16 protein-coding genes are annotated in these 15,084 nt (G+C 71.1%); 9 read left to right on the forward strand and 7 right to left on the reverse strand.

Annotated elements, in window-relative coordinates:
* Positions 1-8: 8 nt before the first annotated feature.
* From FNH24_RS30675 to FNH24_RS30685, 3 genes are read left to right on the forward strand one after another with little or no spacing between them, the layout of a single operon-like run.
* Positions 9-1,583 (forward strand): circularly permuted type 2 ATP-grasp protein, encoded by a 1,575-nt coding sequence (locus tag FNH24_RS30675; RefSeq protein ID WP_152366055.1) that lies wholly within the window; start codon positions 9-11, stop codon positions 1,581-1,583.
* Positions 1,584-1,585: 2 nt separating this feature from the next.
* Positions 1,586-2,572, forward strand: a complete 987-nt coding sequence (locus tag FNH24_RS30680) for an alpha-E domain-containing protein (RefSeq protein ID WP_246187157.1) — start codon at positions 1,586-1,588, stop codon at positions 2,570-2,572.
* The gene (locus tag FNH24_RS30685) at positions 2,569-3,438 is read left to right on the forward strand and encodes a transglutaminase family protein (RefSeq protein ID WP_152366056.1); all 870 of its coding nucleotides are present in this window, start codon (positions 2,569-2,571) and stop codon (positions 3,436-3,438) included. The genes FNH24_RS30680 and FNH24_RS30685 overlap by 4 nt, the downstream gene beginning before the upstream one ends.
* Here the strand turns inward: FNH24_RS30685 and FNH24_RS30690 are convergent.
* From FNH24_RS30690 to FNH24_RS30700, 3 genes are read right to left on the reverse strand one after another with little or no spacing between them, the layout of a single operon-like run.
* The gene (locus FNH24_RS30690; protein WP_152366057.1) at positions 3,410-3,835 is read right to left on the reverse strand and encodes a hypothetical protein; all 426 of its coding nucleotides are present in this window, start codon (positions 3,833-3,835) and stop codon (positions 3,410-3,412) included. The genes FNH24_RS30685 and FNH24_RS30690 overlap by 29 nt on opposite strands.
* Before the next feature lie 22 nt (positions 3,836-3,857).
* A complete protein-coding gene (locus FNH24_RS30695) occupies positions 3,858-4,301 on the reverse strand; it encodes a hypothetical protein (RefSeq protein WP_152366058.1) in 444 nt (147 codons plus the stop codon).
* Positions 4,302-4,304: 3 nt separating this feature from the next.
* The gene (locus FNH24_RS30700) at positions 4,305-5,156 is read right to left on the reverse strand and encodes an SMP-30/gluconolactonase/LRE family protein (RefSeq protein WP_152366059.1); all 852 of its coding nucleotides are present in this window, start codon (positions 5,154-5,156) and stop codon (positions 4,305-4,307) included.
* 132 nt (positions 5,157-5,288) lie between these two features.
* Here FNH24_RS30700 and FNH24_RS30705 point away from each other — a divergent pair, with 132 nt between their 5' ends.
* The gene (locus FNH24_RS30705) at positions 5,289-6,125 is read left to right on the forward strand and encodes a fumarylacetoacetate hydrolase family protein (protein WP_152366060.1); all 837 of its coding nucleotides are present in this window, start codon (positions 5,289-5,291) and stop codon (positions 6,123-6,125) included.
* Between the two features lie 10 nt (positions 6,126-6,135).
* Here the strand turns inward: FNH24_RS30705 and FNH24_RS30710 are convergent, their stop codons facing one another.
* Positions 6,136-6,585, reverse strand: a complete 450-nt coding sequence (locus FNH24_RS30710) for a MarR family winged helix-turn-helix transcriptional regulator (protein WP_152366061.1) — start codon at positions 6,583-6,585, stop codon at positions 6,136-6,138.
* 29 nt (positions 6,586-6,614) lie between these two features.
* Between FNH24_RS30710 and FNH24_RS30715 the strand changes: the two genes are divergently transcribed.
* The 4 genes from FNH24_RS30715 to FNH24_RS30730 all read left to right on the forward strand — a co-directional run bounded on the left by FNH24_RS30715 (position 6,615) and on the right by FNH24_RS30730 (position 10,335).
* A complete protein-coding gene (locus FNH24_RS30715) occupies positions 6,615-7,121 on the forward strand; it encodes a cupin domain-containing protein (RefSeq protein ID WP_152366062.1) in 507 nt (168 codons plus the stop codon).
* On the forward strand, positions 7,118-8,527 hold the full coding sequence (locus FNH24_RS30720; RefSeq protein ID WP_152366063.1) for an FAD-binding oxidoreductase: 1,410 nt from the start codon (positions 7,118-7,120) through the stop codon (positions 8,525-8,527). Before FNH24_RS30715 ends, FNH24_RS30720 begins: the two co-directional genes overlap by 4 nt.
* Before the next feature lie 13 nt (positions 8,528-8,540).
* The gene (locus FNH24_RS30725) at positions 8,541-9,434 is read left to right on the forward strand and encodes an NmrA family NAD(P)-binding protein (protein ID WP_152366064.1); all 894 of its coding nucleotides are present in this window, start codon (positions 8,541-8,543) and stop codon (positions 9,432-9,434) included.
* A 118-nt stretch (positions 9,435-9,552) separates the two neighbouring features.
* Positions 9,553-10,335 carry a DUF1206 domain-containing protein gene (locus FNH24_RS30730; protein ID WP_152366065.1) on the forward strand — a complete coding sequence of 261 codons (783 nt, stop codon included), beginning with the start codon at positions 9,553-9,555 and terminating at the stop codon, positions 10,333-10,335.
* Positions 10,336-10,348: 13 nt separating this feature from the next.
* On the opposite strand, the gene FNH24_RS30735 is transcribed toward FNH24_RS30730, so the two are convergent.
* The 3 genes from FNH24_RS30735 to FNH24_RS30745 all read right to left on the reverse strand — a co-directional run bounded on the left by FNH24_RS30735 (position 10,349) and on the right by FNH24_RS30745 (position 13,795).
* Positions 10,349-11,692, reverse strand: coding sequence for a threonine/serine exporter family protein (locus tag FNH24_RS30735; RefSeq protein WP_152366066.1), 1,344 nt, complete (start codon positions 11,690-11,692; stop codon positions 10,349-10,351).
* 94 nt (positions 11,693-11,786) lie between these two features.
* The gene (locus tag FNH24_RS30740; protein WP_152366067.1) at positions 11,787-12,464 is read right to left on the reverse strand and encodes a response regulator transcription factor; all 678 of its coding nucleotides are present in this window, start codon (positions 12,462-12,464) and stop codon (positions 11,787-11,789) included.
* Complete coding sequence (locus tag FNH24_RS30745; protein WP_152366068.1) at positions 12,461-13,795, reverse strand: sensor histidine kinase; 1,335 nt, start codon at positions 13,793-13,795, stop codon at positions 12,461-12,463. Before FNH24_RS30745 ends, FNH24_RS30740 begins: the two co-directional genes overlap by 4 nt.
* Positions 13,796-13,992: 197 nt before the next feature.
* Here FNH24_RS30745 and phoU point away from each other — a divergent pair, with 197 nt between their 5' ends.
* Positions 13,993-14,658, forward strand: coding sequence for a phosphate signaling complex protein PhoU (gene phoU / locus FNH24_RS30750; RefSeq protein WP_152366069.1), 666 nt, complete (start codon positions 13,993-13,995; stop codon positions 14,656-14,658).
* Positions 14,659-15,084: the final 426 nt, after the last annotated feature.

The raw sequence follows: 15,084 nt of genomic DNA on the forward strand, positions 1-15,084 counted from the left end.
GTCCGGTCATGGCGGACCTCTTCGACGGCTACCCGACGGGAGCGAGTTGGGACGAGGCGTTCGGCGCGCCCGACGACACCCGGACGGCGTACGAACCGGTGCTCAGCGCGCTCCGGCCGCTCGGCACCGAGGAGTTGCGGCCGCGGGTCGACGCGCTGGCGCGGACCTTCATGAAGCAGGGCGTCACCTTCGCCTACGACGGCCAGGAGCGACCGTTTCCGGTGGACATCGTGCCGCGGGTGCTGGACGCCGAGGAGTGGGACCTGATCGATCGCGGGGTGCAGCAGCGGGTGCGCACGCTGGAGGCGTTCCTGGCCGACGTGTACGGGCCGGGCGAGGCGCTGAAGGACGGCATCGTGCCGCGCGAGGTCGTGGTCACCTCGCGGCACTACCACCGGGAGACGTACGGCATCGAACCGCCGAACGGGGTCCGGATCCACGTCGCCGGGATCGACCTGGTCCGCGACACCGACGGCCGGTTCCGGGTGCTGGAGGACAACGTCCGGGTGCCGTCCGGGGTCAGCTACGTGATCGAGAACCGGCACGCGCTGACCCAGGTGCTGCCCGAGGCGTTCGGCTCGTCCCGAGTCCGCCCGGTCGCCGGGTACGCCAACGAGCTGCTGGCCGCCCTGCGCGCCGCCGCGCCGGCCGGAGTCGCCGATCCGACCGTGGTGGTGCTGACCCCCGGCGTGCACAACGCGGCCTACTTCGAGCATGCGCTGCTGGCCCGACTGATGGGGGTCGAGCTGGTCGAGGGTAGGGACCTGATCTGTGCCGGCAACCGGATCTTCATGCCGACCACGGCCGGCGAACGCCCGGTGCACGTGATCTACCGCCGGATCGACGACGAGTTCGTCGACCCGGTGCAGTTCCTGCCCGGCTCGATGCTCGGCTGCCCCGGGCTGGTCAACGCGGCCCGGGCCGGTCACGTGGTGATCGCGAACGCGCTCGGCAACGGCGTCGCCGACGACAAGTTGATCTACACCTACGTCCCCGACCTGGTCCGCTACTACCTCGGCGAGGAACCGCTGCTGCCCAACGTGGACACGTTCCGGCTGGGCGATCCCGAGGTCCTCGACGACGTGCTGGGGCGCCTTGATCAACTGGTGCTCAAGCCGGTGGACGGGTCCGGCGGCAAGGGTCTGGTGATCGGACCGCAGGCCGACGAGGCGACGCTGGCCGAGCTGCGGAGCAAGATCATCGCCGATCCACGGGCCTGGATCGCCCAGCCTGTGGTCTCGATGTCGACGGTGCCGACCTTCGTCGACGACGGGTTCCGGCCGCGCCATGTCGATCTTCGTCCGTTCGCCGTCAACGACGGCAACCGGGTCTTCGTGCTGCCCGGCGGGCTGACCCGGGTCGCGCTCGGCGAGGGAGCGCTGGTGGTCAACTCGAGCCGCGGCGGCGGTTCGAAGGACACCTGGGTGCTGGCCGGCCGGGACGAACCCGTCGACGTCGCCGAACCGGCCGCCGGGCTGGCGCACACCGCCGGAACGGCCGAGCCGATCACGGAGCGCGGCCGACCGCAGGACCCCGGCCCGGCCATCGAACCCGCCGCCGCCCAGCAACAACAGCAGCAGTGATCATGGCGACCCAGATCGGAGGCACCGTGGACCCCAACCGAGCCGGCCTGTTGCGCCGGATCGCCGAGTCGGTCTTCTGGATCGGCCGCAACCTGGAACGGGCCGACGCGACGGCGCGGATCCTGGACGTGCATCTGCAGCTGGTGCTGGAGGACCCGTGGGTCGAGGAGGACACCGCCTGCCGGTCACTGTTGTCGATCATGGGCATCCAGGCGCCGGACGACCCGGTCAGCAGCACGATGGTGCTGGACCGGCTCGCGTACAGCTCCGAACCGACGGCGATCCGCGGCTCGCTGATGACGGCCCGGGAAAACGCCCGCGGCGCCCGGGAGATCCTCTCCTCGGAGTTCTGGTCGGCGATCAACAGCACCTGGCTGGCCATGCCTGAGGCGCGGCGGATGGCCGAACGGCTCGGCCCGCACGTCTATTTCACCTGGATCCGGGAGCAGACCTCGACCCTGGCCGGCGTCGTCGACCTGACCATCAGCCGGGACACCGCCTGGCGGTTCCTGACCCTCGGCCGATCACTCGAGCGGGCCGACATGACCGCCCGGCTGCTGCTCACCCGGGCCCTGCCCGGAGCGCCGGGTCGCGGCCGGCCGTCGTGGTCGGCGCTGCTGCGGTCCTGCGGCGCCTACGAGGCTTTCCTGCGCACCTATCGCGGCGATCTCGACGAGGCCGCGGCGGTGGAGTTCCTGCTGCTGGACCGGCTGTTCCCGCGTTCGGTGTTCTTCGCGCTCTCGGCCGCCGAGGGCTGTCTGAACGAGCTCACTCCCGGCCGGGCCCGGGCCGGCGTTCCTGATCTTGCCCGGCGCCGGCTCGGCCGGGCCCGGACCCAGCTGGAGTTCCGCAGCCCGGAAGATCTGCTCGGCGACCTGCCGACGGTGCTGGTCGATCTCGAACGCACCTGCTCGGAGGTCAGCGAGGCGGTCACCCTGACCTTCTTCGAAGCATCGCACGCCAAGGCCTGGGCCCAGGGGGGAGCATGATCATCCAAGCCGACCGGCCGCAGTCGCGGCGCTACCGGATCCGTCACGAGACGGCGTTCAGCTACGACGACGAGGTGGTCGCGTCCTACAACGAGGTACGGATGACGCCGCTGAGCGAAGATCATCAATCGACGGCCGACACCCGGATCGAGGTCCGGCCGGCGTCGACCGCCTACCGCTATCTCGACTACTGGGGCACGATCGTGCACGCCTTCGACACCAGCGTGCTGCACCGGGAGCTCCGGGTGGTCGCCTCCAGCCTGGTCGACACCCGGATCGCCTTCGATGATCGAACCGATCGCGCCGGCTGGGACGCGCTCGGTGAACGGTCGGTCCGGGACGCGCACGCGGAATGGCTGATCCAGACCGGTCGGACGGAGCCGGACGAGGAGCTGCGCGCCCTGGCGGCCGAGGTGGTCCGCGGCCGGGCGCCGGGCGACGCGGCCCGGGCGGCCAGCGAGTTCGTCCACGACAAGATCGAATACGTGCCGGGCGTGACCGGGGTGCACTCGCGGATCGGCGACGTGTGGTCGGAGCGCAAGGGTGTCTGCCAGGACATCGCCCACCTGACGATCACGCTGCTCCGGCTCGCCGGCATCCCGGCCCGCTACGTCTCGGGCTACCTGCATCCCCTGGCCGACGCCGAGATCGGCGAGACCGTGACCGGCCAGAGCCACGCCTGGGTCGAGTGGTGGGACGGGGCCTGGACCGCCTTCGACCCGACCAACGCGATCCCGGCCGGCGAACGGCACGTCGTCGTCGGCCGTGGCCGGGAGTACGCCGACGTCGCGCCGTTCAAGGGCCTCTACTCGGGCAGCGCCGCCAGCTCGCTGACCGTCACGGTCGAGATCGCGCGGCTGTTCTGACCGGCCGGGGCAGCAGCCGCCGGGCCAGCAGCAACCGGGCCAGAAACAGGTAGGTGCCGCAGCCCGCGGCGACCAGGATCGGCACCACGACGACGGTCCGCAGCTGCTTCGGCCAGCCCAGCTCGCAGGTCGCGCCGGACGGCCCGGCGATGTCGCGGGACCAGGCCGGCTTGGTCAGCTGGTCCCCGATCTTCACGCAGGCCGCCGCGTTCGGATCCACCCGCAGGGTCCGGCGGTCGGTCCGGATCAAGATCATGTCGTCGCGTCCCGGCTGATGCTCCTGCTGGATCGCCGTGGTCCGCACCGTCTCGGCCTCGAATCCGTACGGGATCATCGTCCGGGACAAGGTGATCAGGATCCCGATCACCCAGAAGCCGACGGCGATCATGATCAACATCACCAGGACCGGCCTGGAGGTCCTAGAAATAGCCGACAAGTTTGGCCCCTCCTCCCAGCAGCAGCACCGCCAGGATGATCCACAACGTCGTCGGCGGCACCCCGCGGACCGGCCAGACGATGAAGATCAACGCGGCGGTCACCGCGCCCAGGCTCTGATTGGAGACGTCGACCAGATCGAAGCCGCCGTCGACGAAGAACAAGGTCTCGCAGCCGATTCCGAGCACGCAGGCCAGCATCGTCAGGCCGAGCACGGCCCAGCCGCGCGGCAGCGACGTCGGCCTGATCGCCAGGATCGACAGCAGCAACATCGTCCCGCCGAGCCCGGCCACGTAGTGCGCGGCGAAGTCGAGCCGGTCGGAACCGATGTGATAGCACAGCACGCCGAGGACGGCGGCCAGCAGCGCCGCCGTCGCCGGAACCAGGGATCGAGCGATGCCGATCGTGTCCACCCGCAGTTGGGACACGGCTTACCCGGCGAACTCTCGGACCGGTCTGCCTCGGATGCCGGGTCTGGCACCGAACAGAGCGCCGGCCGGGCCGACGTCGTCCTCGAGGCCGTGCCGCGACGTGGTGATGATCAACTGGTCGAGCTCCGGGCCGGCGAAGGTCAACGCCGTCACCTGCCGGGCCGGCACCTCGATCACCTCGTCCAGCCGCCCCGCCGCGGTGTAGCGCCGGACCGCCCAGCCGCCGTACAGGGCGACCCAGACCCCGCCCTCGGCGTCGACCGTCAGCCCGTCCGGGCCGCCCTCGCCGTCGACCTCCACGAACGGCCGCCGGTCCCGCAGCCCGCCGTCCGGATCCCAGTCGAAGACGTCGATCCGGCCGGTCCGGGTGTCGACGTAGTAGGCCAGCGCGTCGTCCGGGCTCCACTCCAGGCCGTTGGAGATGGTCACCTCCGGCACCGCCACCGTCGGCGCGAGGTCCGGCCCGAACCGATAGAGCGTGCCGCCGCCCGGCCGCCCGTCGTAGGCCATCGAGCCGAGATAGAGGTTGCCCGCCGGGTCACAGCCGCCCTCGTTCATCCGGACGTCGGTGCCGGCCCACACCTCGGGCTGGGCCCGGACCGGGGCGTCCAGGGCGTCGTCGTCGGCCAGCAGCAGGCCCCGCTCGCCCGCGATCACGTGCCCGCCGCCCCGGCGCGGCCGGATCACCGCCGCGACGGTGCCGACGTGCTGCCGGGCCACCTCGCCGTCCGGCCGCAGTTCGAGGATGTCGCCGGCCAACATGTCCACCCAGCGCGGCCCGGCCCAGCGGACCGAATACACCGGTCCCTCACCGTGATCCACGACCGGCTCGGTCAGCTGATCTGCCTGCATGGGACCACTCTGGCATCATCTGTCCCACCTGACACGCACCGGTGGGTCGCGAGGTCCGCATCGCGGAACCCTCGGGCGGGCGCACGGCGGCGGTGTGACAAGATCGTGACCTCGCGATCGAGGAGGCCGATCATGATCATCCGGTACGCCCACGAGGGCCGCACGGCAGTCGGCGTCCGGGACGGCGATACGGTCCGGCCGATCGCCGATGATCTTGCCGAGCTGACCCGGCTGTCGCTGACCGAGCTCCGCGAGCGGGCCGAGTCGCCGACGGGTCCGGCGGTCGCCGTCGATCAGCTGACCGTGTTGCCGCCGGTCGACGGCCGCACCGAGGTGTGGGCGGCCGGGGTGACGTACAAGATCTCCCAGACCGCCCGGATGGCCGAGAGCGAGACGTCGGCGACCGTCTACGAGCAGGTCTACGACGCCGACCGGCCGGAGATCTTCTTCAAGTCGGTGGCCTGGCGGGTGATCGGCGACGGCGGCGAGCTCCGGGTGCGGGCCGACTCCGAGATCGACGTGCCCGAGCCGGAACTGGCGCTGTTGATCAACAGCGCCAAGGAGATCATCGGCTACGGCGTCTGCAACGACGTCAGCTCCCGCACGATCGAGGGCGAGAACCCGCTCTATCTGCCGCAGGCCAAGGTCTACAACGGATCCTGTGGCCTCGGCCCGGGCGTCACGCCGGTCTGGCAGGTCGCCGATCCGTACGCGCTCGAGCTCGGCATGGTGATCATCCGCGACGGCGAAACGATCTGGCAGGGCAACACCGAGACCAGCCAGTTGCACCGCAAGCTCGATGATCTTGTCGACTGGCTGTTCCGGGATCTGGAGTTCCCCGACGGCGTGTGGCTCTCCACCGGCACCTCACTGGTGCCCGAGCTGCCGTTCACCCTCGCCGACGGCGACCAGGTCAAGATCACCATCCCCGGCGTCGGCGAGCTCAGCAACCCGGTGCGCCGGGGCTGAGAAACCCGCCCTAACCCGACCGGAGCCGCTCCAGGTCGCCCCGCAGGGCGGCCGCTCGATCCGAGCCGAGCAGCGTCTCGATGTCCTGCTCGATCTCGGGCACCAGATCCCGGACGATCGAGAACACCTCCATCCCCTTCTCGGTCGGGATCACCAGCTTGGCCCGCCGGTCGGCCGGGTCGGCCTCCCGGACCACGTACCCGTGGCGCTCCAGGTGGGCCACCAGTTCGGCCATCGACTGTTTGGTCATCTGCGCCCGCTCGGCCAGCCGGGCGACCGGCGTCCCGGTGTCGTCGATGTGCTGGAAGACCGCCCCGTGGGCCGCCCGGACGACCTCGTGACCCCGCTCGGCCAGCCGCGTGATGGCCCGGTCGTTGAGCGCGACGAACGCCTCCCGCAACAGGTTGACCGTGTTCACAGGCCGCTCGCCGCCCTGCCAGCTCGGCAACTCTCTTGACATCAGACAGGCTGCCTGTCCATACTCATCATATGAACAGGTTACCTGTCGAAATTACCGAAGGCGAGCGGCTCGCGCTGGGCACCGACGAACTGATCGTGCTCGCCACCACCGAACAGACCGGAGGGGCGCTCTTCTCGGCCCTGATCCGGATGCCACCCGGCGGCGGCCCGCCGGTCCTGCACCGGCACGCGCCGGGCGAGATCTACCACGTGCTCGAGGGCGAGTTCGTCTTCTACGTCGGCGACAAGGACCGGCCCGACGGACCGGTCCGGCGGCACCCGGTGCGGGCCGGGGAGGTCATGCCGCTGGCCGGGGACACCCCGCACACCATCCGCAACGAGTCCGACGCCGACGCCGTCGCCTTCATGGTCCACGCCCCCGGCGCGGCGATGGAGGGCTTCTCCCGGGCCGCCGCCGCGCTTGCCGCGGCCGGCGAACCGTCCATGGAGGCCGTCCTGGAGATCGCGGCGACGCACGGGATCGAGCTGCTCGGACCGGTGGTGGTCGCCACCGACGCCGCGGCCGCGCCGTCATGATCACCGGTCCGGACGTCGCCGTCACGGCCCGGGCCGCCGAGGCCGCGGCCGGGCTGCGGCCCGACTTCGCCGGTCCGGTGCTGCTGCCCGGAGAGCCCGGCTACGACGAGGCCCGGACCGGCTGGAACCGCACGATCGACTCCACTCCGGCGGTGATCGCCGTGGCCCGGAGCCGATCCGACGTCCAAGTGGCGGTCCGGGTCGCGCGCCGGCTGCGGCTGCCGCTCGCGGTGCAGTCGACCGGGCACGGCACGCTCGTCCCGGCCGACGGCGCCCTGCTGCTGAAGCTGTCCGGGCTGGACGAGGTGCGGATCGACGTGGCCGCCCGGACGGCCACGGTCGGCCCGGGCGCGACCTGGCACCAGGTCAACCGGGCCACCGCCGAGCACGGGCTGGCCTCGCTGGCCGGCCGGTGCGGGACCGTCGGGGTGGTCGGTTACACCCTCGGCGGCGGGGCGGCCTGGCTGAGCCGGACCTTCGGTTACGCGGCCGACAGCGTGCTGGCCGCCGAGGTCGTCACCGCTACCGGCGAGCTGGTCGGCACCGACGCCGAGACCAACCCCGACCTCTTCTGGGCGCTCCGGGGCGGCGGCGGCAACTTCGGGATCGTCACCTCGCTGACCTTCCGGCTGTACGACGCCCCTTCGGTCTTCTCCGGTCTGTCGTTCTTTCCCGCCGACCGTGGCCGGGCGCTGCTCGCGGCCTACCGGGACTGGACCCGGACCGAGCCCGAGGCGCTGAACACCGCGGTGCTGCTGCTCCGGGTCCCACCCGCCCCGGTCTTCCCGACGGCCCTGCACGGCCGGCCGGTGGTGGCTCTGCGCGCCACCGGGTTGGTCGACGAGCCGACGGGGCGGGCCACCCTGCGCCCACTGCTCGACGTGGCCGGCGAGCCGCTGCTGGACGGATTCGCGCTGCGCGACTTCGCCGCGGCCTCGACCGCCACCAACGGGCCGGACGCACCGCCGATGCCGCACCGGCAGCTCGTCCAGCTGTACGACCGGATCGACGACGACCTGCTCGACCTCGTGGTCGGCGAGGGCTTGCGGCCCGACGCGCCGTACGCGTTCGTCGAGCTGCGGCACTGGGGCGGCGCGATGGCCCGCCCCGGCCCGGACGCGGGCCCGGCCGGGCACCGGCAGACGCCGTACTCGGTGCTCGCGGTGGCTCCCTACCTCGCCCCGGACCGGGCCGCGGTGGACGTGCCGGTCGACCGGTTCGACGACGCGCTCGCGGCCCGGGCCACCGGCGGTTCCTTCCTGAATCTGCTGACCGACCCGGCGCGGACCGCCACAGCCTTCACTCCCGATAACCACCGGCGACTGCGCCGGATCAAGCGGCGCTGGGATCCCGCGGACGTGTTCCGCCCGTCGCACCACATCCCGCCGGCGCCCGCCGACACCTGAGAGGACAACCGAGATGGACGAGACCATTCTGATCACCGGAGCCACCGGGAGGGTCGGCTCCCGCGTCGTGGCCGAGCTGCTCGCCGCCGGCACGCGCCCGCGCGTGCTGGTCCGCGACCCCGGCGCCAGCCGTCGGGTGTGGCCCGATGCCGGGCCTGAGCTCGAGGCCGCCGTCGGCGACTTCACCGACGGCCCGAGCCTGGACCGGGCGCTACGCGGCATCCGCCGCCTCTACCTGAGCTCGGCCGACGGCCCGGACAAGGTCGACCACGAGATCGCCGTGATCGAGGCCGCCCGACGCGCCGGCGTCGACCGGGTGGTCAAGCTGTCCGCCCTGCACGCCGCCGTCGGCTCGGCCGTGCCGGCGTTCGACTGGCACGGCCGGATCGAGCGACACCTGGCCGACAGCGGGCTGCCCCACCTCAACCTCCGGCCCGCGTTCTTCGCGGAGAACCTGCTGATGCTGGCGCCCGAGGTCGCCGCGACCGGCCGGCTGTCCGCGCCGGTCGGCGGCGCCCGGGTCGCGATGGTGGCCATCGCGGACGTCGCGGCGAGCGCGGCGGCCGCCCTCCTCGATCCGCCGGACCGATCGGCCTTCGACCTCACCGGGCCGGCGGCGGTGACCTTCGACCAGCTCGCGGCGGCTCTCGCCGCGGCCACCGGCCGACCGGTCGAGTTCGCCGACCTGACGCCCGAGCAGGCCGGTGCCCGGTTCGCCGGTGCCGGCCTGCCCGAGTGGCTCGGCCGTCAGCTGGGCGGGGTCTTCGGGCTGATCCGGGCCGGCGGCTTCGCCGCGACCACCGACGGCGTATCGCTGCTGACCGGGCGCCCCGCGACCTCGGTGACGGACTGGGCCGCCGCACACGCCGCCGCGTTCACCCCGGCTCCGGCCGTCGCCGCCGGTTAGTGGTCCGCAGTCAGGAGAAGTTGTGGCGGCAGGTCGCTCCCTTCCTGGCCGATGAATCTCCCCGCCGCTGGGTACAGATCAGCGGAGAGCCGGCGAGGCCGGCCCCGGGGAGGCGGCGATGAGCACAACGGAGCCCGCGCGGAGGGCGTACCGGATCTTGATCACGATCGGCCTGGCCGGCTTCGGCCTGGTGCACCTGATGATCGGCGCGTTGGCGATCCGGCTGAGTTTCGGGGCCAAGGAGGACACCTCGCAGCAGGGGGCGCTGGCCGAGGTCGCGGCCCAGCCGTTCGGCGTGGTGGCGCTCTGGGTGGTCGCGATCGGCCTGTTCGCCCTGGTGGTCTGGCGGGCGATCGACGCCGCGGTCGGCTACTCCTGGCACGACGAGCCGAAACGGACGGCGCGCCGGGTCGCGGCGGTCGGCCAGGCGATCGTCTACCTCGCCCTCGGCATCGCCGCGATCAGGATCGTCATCGGCGGGGGCGGCGGGGGCGGCGAAAAGGGTGAGGAGACCGCGACCGCGCAACTGCTCGCACTGCCGTTCGGTCAGGTCCTGGTGGCCCTGGTCGGCGCCGCGGTGATCACGATCGGCGTGAGTCAGATCGTGAAGGGGATCAAGCAGACCTTCAAGGACGACATGTCCGGCGCCGGCCGACTGACCATGACGCTCGGCCGGATCGGCTTCCCGGCCAAGGGGGTTTCGCTGATCGTGGTCGGCCTGCTGATCGGCTGGGCCGGGATCAGCTACGACCCGGAGAAGGCGGGCGGGCTGGATGCCGCACTGCAGACGGTCCGCGGCCAGCCGTTCGGTCCGGTGCTGTTGATCGCCGTCGCGCTCGGGCTGATCGCGTTCGGCCTGTTCTGTTTCGGCTGGGCCCGGCACCCGCGGACCCATCGCTGAGGCGGAAGTCCCTTTATTTCTTGGCCTCCCGCCGCAGCGTACGGATCCGGAGCGGCCCGACCAGGCGCGGACCGGACAGCCGGCGCTCCATCCGGCGGGCCTCGCGGCGGACCGGCTGCACGAGGTATTCGCCCAAGATCACGCCGGAGGCCAGCGCGATGGCGACCGCCCCCGCAGTGGCGAAGTCGACCACGCCGTTCGCGTCACCGGTGGTGATCAAGGTCAGCGCCCGATAGATCGACAGGCCGGGCAGGAATGGCGTGATGCCACAGACCACGATCGCCAACGGCGGCACCCGGACCCGCCCGGCGACCCCGTACGCGACGATGCCGATGCCGACGGCCGCGACGGCCGACGCCCACGGCCGGCCGAACCCCGCGGAACTGAGCAGGTAGTAGACGACCTCCCCGGCGGCCGCGACCAGGCCGATCGGCAACAGCGCCCGGACCGGGGTGTAGACGACGTAGGCGAAGGCGATCGCGCACAGGGCGGCACCGGCTAGCATCCAGGGCACCGGGGCCAGCCCGGACGCGCCCGGGTCCAGCGCCAGGTCGACGCCCAGCATCCGGCCGACGGTGAGCCCGCCGGTGACGCCGACGATGATGCCGACCGTAGACAGCATCACCTCCAGCAGCCGGGCGTTGGCCGTGATGTAGAAGCCGGTCAGCGCGTCCTGCGCGGCGCCGATCAGCCCCAGGCCGGCCAGCAGCACGGTGATGTTGGCGCTGACCACGACCGAGGGATCCAGCGGGATCGGGGTGAACGCCACCCCGACGGCCAGCAGGGTGGCCAGCAGACCGCCGGCCATCTGCTGATAGATCGACGGCAGCCGGGCCAGCGTCAACAGCCGCTGCAGCCGCTCCACCGCGATCGCGGTCACCACCGAGGTGATCAACACGATCCAGTTGCCGCCGAGCAGCATGGCGATGCCGAGGGCGAGCACGCCCCAGCCGGCGGTCACCGCCCAGCGCGGACGCTGATGACCGGAGGAGACGATCCGGGCCAGCTCGGCCCGGGCCTCGTCGCGATCGATCTGGTCCAGCAGCAACGCCCGGACCAGGTGATCGACCCGGGTCAGATCCTCGTAATCGACCTCGCGCTGGGCCACGTTGCGCCGCCGGACCAGGGTCGGCGCGTCCGGCGTCTCCTGGTAGGCGATCACCAGCGCCGTGAACGTGACGTCGACGTCGGCCTCGGCCAGACCGAGGTGGCGCAGGATCGAGTCCATCGTCGCCGCGACGTCGGCGGCACCGGCGCCGTTGGCGAGCAGGGTCTCCCCGACCCGCAGCGCGAGATCCAGCGCCTTGACCGCCTCGGCGGCGGCCTCCGGCTCGGGCCGCGGTTCGTTCTGGGCCATCGACATGGTCAGGCGTCGACAGCTCGTACGAGGATGTCCATCTCCACGGATCGTAGTGTGACAGCCGATCCCGCCGGAGCCGAGCGACCGGCCGTCAGCCCTCGAACTTGTAGCCCAGGCCGCGCACGGTGATCAGATACTTGGGGCTGGCCGGATCGGATTCGATCTTGGTCCGAAGCCGCTTCACGTGCACGTCCAGGGTCTTGGTGTCGCCGACGTAGTCCGCGCCCCAGATCCGGTCGATCAACTGGCCCCGGGTCATCACCCGACCGGCGTTGCGGAGCAGCATCTCCAGCAGCTCGAACTCCTTCAGCGCCAGCTTGACCCGCTCGCCGTCGACCGACACCTCGTGCCGCTCGACGTCCATCCGGACGCCGCCGGCCTCGACCACGTCGGGCACCAGCTCGACGTCCTGGCCGCGGCGCAGCACCGCCCGGATCCGGGCCACCAGCTCCCGGTGCGAGAACGGCTTGGTGACATAGTCGTCGGCGCCCAGCTCGAGCCCGACCACCTTGTCCACCTCGGAATCCCGGGCGGTGACCATGATCACCGGGACCGGGCCTCGGGTCCGCAACTGCCGGCACACCTCGGTGCCCGGCAGCCCCGGCATCATCAGATCCAACAACACGATGTCGGCGCCGACACGGTCGTACTCGGCGAGGCCCTCGGTGCCGTCGGCGGCCTCGACCACCTCGAAACCCTCGCGGCGCAGCATGTACGCGAGCGTCTCGCGATACGTCTGCTCGTCCTCGACCACCAATACGCGGGTCATCGTTGTCTGGTCTCCTGCTTGTCGGGCCGGGACTTCGCGTCGTTCGCCCGGTCGGATGGGTTCGGTTCCGCAGTCGCCGGTGGGCGATCGGACGGAACCGGGACGGACTTCGGCTCAGGCTGCCGCTCAGTGGCGGTCAGCATGGCCGGGTCCCGGGTCGCCGGCAGGTCCGGCAACCCTTGATCTACCGCAGTGCCCGGCTTGAGGTGGGCCGGGATCTTGATGGTGAAGGTCGAACCCTGGCCGACCTGGCTCCAGACGGCGACGTCGCCGCGGTGGCTGGCCGCGATGTGCTTGACGATCGCCAGGCCCAGCCCGGTGCCGCCGTCGGCCCGGCTGCGCGCGTAATCGACCCGGTAGAAGCGTTCGAAGATCCGTTCCTGGTCGTTCGGCGGGATGCCGATGCCGTTGTCGGAGACGGTGATCTCGATGTAGTCGTCGTCGCTGGCCGCGACCCGGTGGGCGGCGACCACCACCCGCGCGCCGGGGTCGGAATAGATGACGGCGTTCTCGACCAGGTTGCTGATCGCGACGCTGAGCATCCGATCGCTGCCGAGCACCCGGCAGTTCCGTTCCCCGGCGACGGTCAGCTCGACCTGGTGCTGCTCGGCGTCGACCCGGCACCGGTCGACGGCGTCGGCCAGCACCTCGTCGACGTCGACCTCCTCCGGGTGGGCCAGCGGGTCGTCGGCCTGCAACCGGGACAGGTCGATGATCTGGGCCGTCAGGTCGATCAGCCGGGCGGACTCGAGGCTGAGCCGGCTGGCGAACCGGCGGACCGCGACCGGATCGTCGGCGCCGTCCTCGATCGCCTCGGCCAGCAGCGACACCGCGCCGATCGGGGTCTTCAACTCGTGGCTGACGTTGGCGACGAAATCCCGCCGGGTCGCATCGATCCGGCGCTGGGTGGTCAGGTCCTCGGCCAGCACCAGGACCATCTCGTCGTCCAGCGGCGCCACCCGGGCCGACAGATAGGTCGCCGCGATGCCGCGGCCGTGCTCGATCTGCAGGTCGGAGGCCGACGACTCCTTGCTCTGCCGGACCTCGCGGACCAGCCGGAGCAGGTCGTCGTTCACCACCCGGGAGCCGCGCACCAGGCCGAGGTTGTGCGCCGGCGTACTCGCCTGCAGCACCTCGTCGTGCGGGCCGACGACGATCGCCGACGAGCGCAGCGCCGCCAGCACCGCGCCGACCCCGTCCGGCACCGCCGGGGGTGTGTAGCGCAGTTCGGCGTCGTCGAAAGGCTTGCGCCGGGACCAGATCCAGACGGCGAAGCCGCCGATGATGATCCCGACGACAAGGGCGATGAGCGTGGCGCCGATCGGGTTCACAAAGCCGATACTAAAGGGAAAGCTCGCGGCCACCTCACCATCGGATGCCGCCTCGCGGGAACGCGCGCCGAGCGTTCCTTCGATGTTCACCTGGCGTTTACGATCGGCGTTTTCTACCGGTCATCGGCGCTGGCATAGGGTTGGGGCGTATTTTGTGCGGCCGCGCGGGCCGCTCGATGAGGCGAGGTGGATTCGGCATGCGTGACTCGTACCGGGAGCAGATGGACGAGATCCTGGACGATCTGGTCGAGATGTCTCAGCTGGTCGCGGAAGCGGTACGCGCGGCCACGACGTCTCTGCTGGAGTGCGACATCCACCTGGCCGAGCAGGTGATCGGCAAGGATGACGCGCTGGACCAGCGCCAGCACGACATCGAGAACCGCACCTTCTCCCTGCTGGCCCGACAGGCCCCGGTGGCCGGCGAGTTGCGCACCCTGGTCGCGACGCTGCGGATGGTGAACGAGCTGGAGCGGATGGGGGACCTCGCCGTGCACGTCGCCAAGATCGCCCGGATGCGCTACCCGGATTCGGCCGTGCCCGAGCGGCTCCGGCCCAACTTCGTCCGGATGGGCGACGTCGCCGAGAAGATGGTGGTCAGCGCCGGCCACACGCTCAATGATCGAAACCTCGAGCTGGCCCGGGAGCTGCGGGAGCGCGACGAGGAGATGGACGACCTGCGCAAGTCCCAGTTCCGGGTGCTGCTCAGCGAGGACTGGGAGTACGGCGTCGAGGCCGCCGTCGACGTGGCGCTGCTCGGCCGCTACTACGAGCGGATCGCCGACCACGCCTCCTCGATGGCGCGCCGGGTGATCTACATCGTGACCGGTCGCTATCCCGAGGACGAGAACCAGCCCGTGTCCTAAACCGTGTCCGTTTTGGACACCATCGATTTTCATGATCGAGAATGTTTTGTGTCCTCAACCGTGTCCGTTTTGGACACCTTTCCGCGACACTCCGGAACTGCTCGGATGCCCTACATTTTGATCATTCCGTTACACCGCTCGGCACGGCGTTCCATGTCTGCCTGATTCTCCTTGTACGCAAGGGATCCCAGCCGCTCCCGACCGGCCCCCGATCGGCCCGCCGGAACGGCCCGGAAACAGCACCCCGACTTGGCCGAATTCGAATGGTGACAACCGCCCTGGATGTCGCTATCTTCTCTCCCCTGGGGAGAAACTCTCGGGCTCGGGGAATTGTTTGCGGGGGTCGGGGTTACACGACCATCTCGGATCCTAAAGGAGTGAGTTTCTTGGTGACTGCAGGGCAGCGCCAACCAGGATCTTCCCGCA

Source organism: Microlunatus speluncae (assembly GCF_009299835.1).
GTDB lineage: Bacteria > Actinomycetota > Actinomycetes > Propionibacteriales > Propionibacteriaceae > Microlunatus > Microlunatus speluncae.

Excerpts from the sequence above, each read along its gene's own strand:
- FNH24_RS30675 (WP_152366055.1), top strand. The coding sequence starts at position 9 with ATGGCGGACCTCTTCGACGGCTACCCGACGGGAGCGAGTTGGGACGAG.
- FNH24_RS30680 (WP_246187157.1), top strand. The coding sequence starts at position 1,586 with ATGGCGACCCAGATCGGAGGCACCGTGGACCCCAACCGAGCCGGCCTG.
- FNH24_RS30685 (WP_152366056.1), top strand. The coding sequence starts at position 2,569 with ATGATCATCCAAGCCGACCGGCCGCAGTCGCGGCGCTACCGGATCCGT.
- FNH24_RS30690 (WP_152366057.1), bottom strand. The coding sequence starts at position 3,835 with ATGTTGATCATGATCGCCGTCGGCTTCTGGGTGATCGGGATCCTGATC.
- FNH24_RS30700 (WP_152366059.1), bottom strand. The coding sequence starts at position 5,156 with ATGCAGGCAGATCAGCTGACCGAGCCGGTCGTGGATCACGGTGAGGGA.
- FNH24_RS30705 (WP_152366060.1), top strand. The coding sequence starts at position 5,289 with ATGATCATCCGGTACGCCCACGAGGGCCGCACGGCAGTCGGCGTCCGG.
- FNH24_RS30710 (WP_152366061.1), bottom strand. The coding sequence starts at position 6,585 with ATGTCAAGAGAGTTGCCGAGCTGGCAGGGCGGCGAGCGGCCTGTGAAC.
- FNH24_RS30715 (WP_152366062.1), top strand. The coding sequence starts at position 6,615 with ATGAACAGGTTACCTGTCGAAATTACCGAAGGCGAGCGGCTCGCGCTG.
- FNH24_RS30720 (WP_152366063.1), top strand. The coding sequence starts at position 7,118 with ATGATCACCGGTCCGGACGTCGCCGTCACGGCCCGGGCCGCCGAGGCC.
- FNH24_RS30725 (WP_152366064.1), top strand. The coding sequence starts at position 8,541 with ATGGACGAGACCATTCTGATCACCGGAGCCACCGGGAGGGTCGGCTCC.
- FNH24_RS30730 (WP_152366065.1), top strand. The coding sequence starts at position 9,553 with ATGAGCACAACGGAGCCCGCGCGGAGGGCGTACCGGATCTTGATCACG.
- FNH24_RS30735 (WP_152366066.1), bottom strand. The coding sequence starts at position 11,692 with ATGGCCCAGAACGAACCGCGGCCCGAGCCGGAGGCCGCCGCCGAGGCG.
- FNH24_RS30740 (WP_152366067.1), bottom strand. The coding sequence starts at position 12,464 with ATGACCCGCGTATTGGTGGTCGAGGACGAGCAGACGTATCGCGAGACG.
- phoU (WP_152366069.1), top strand. The coding sequence starts at position 13,993 with ATGCGTGACTCGTACCGGGAGCAGATGGACGAGATCCTGGACGATCTG.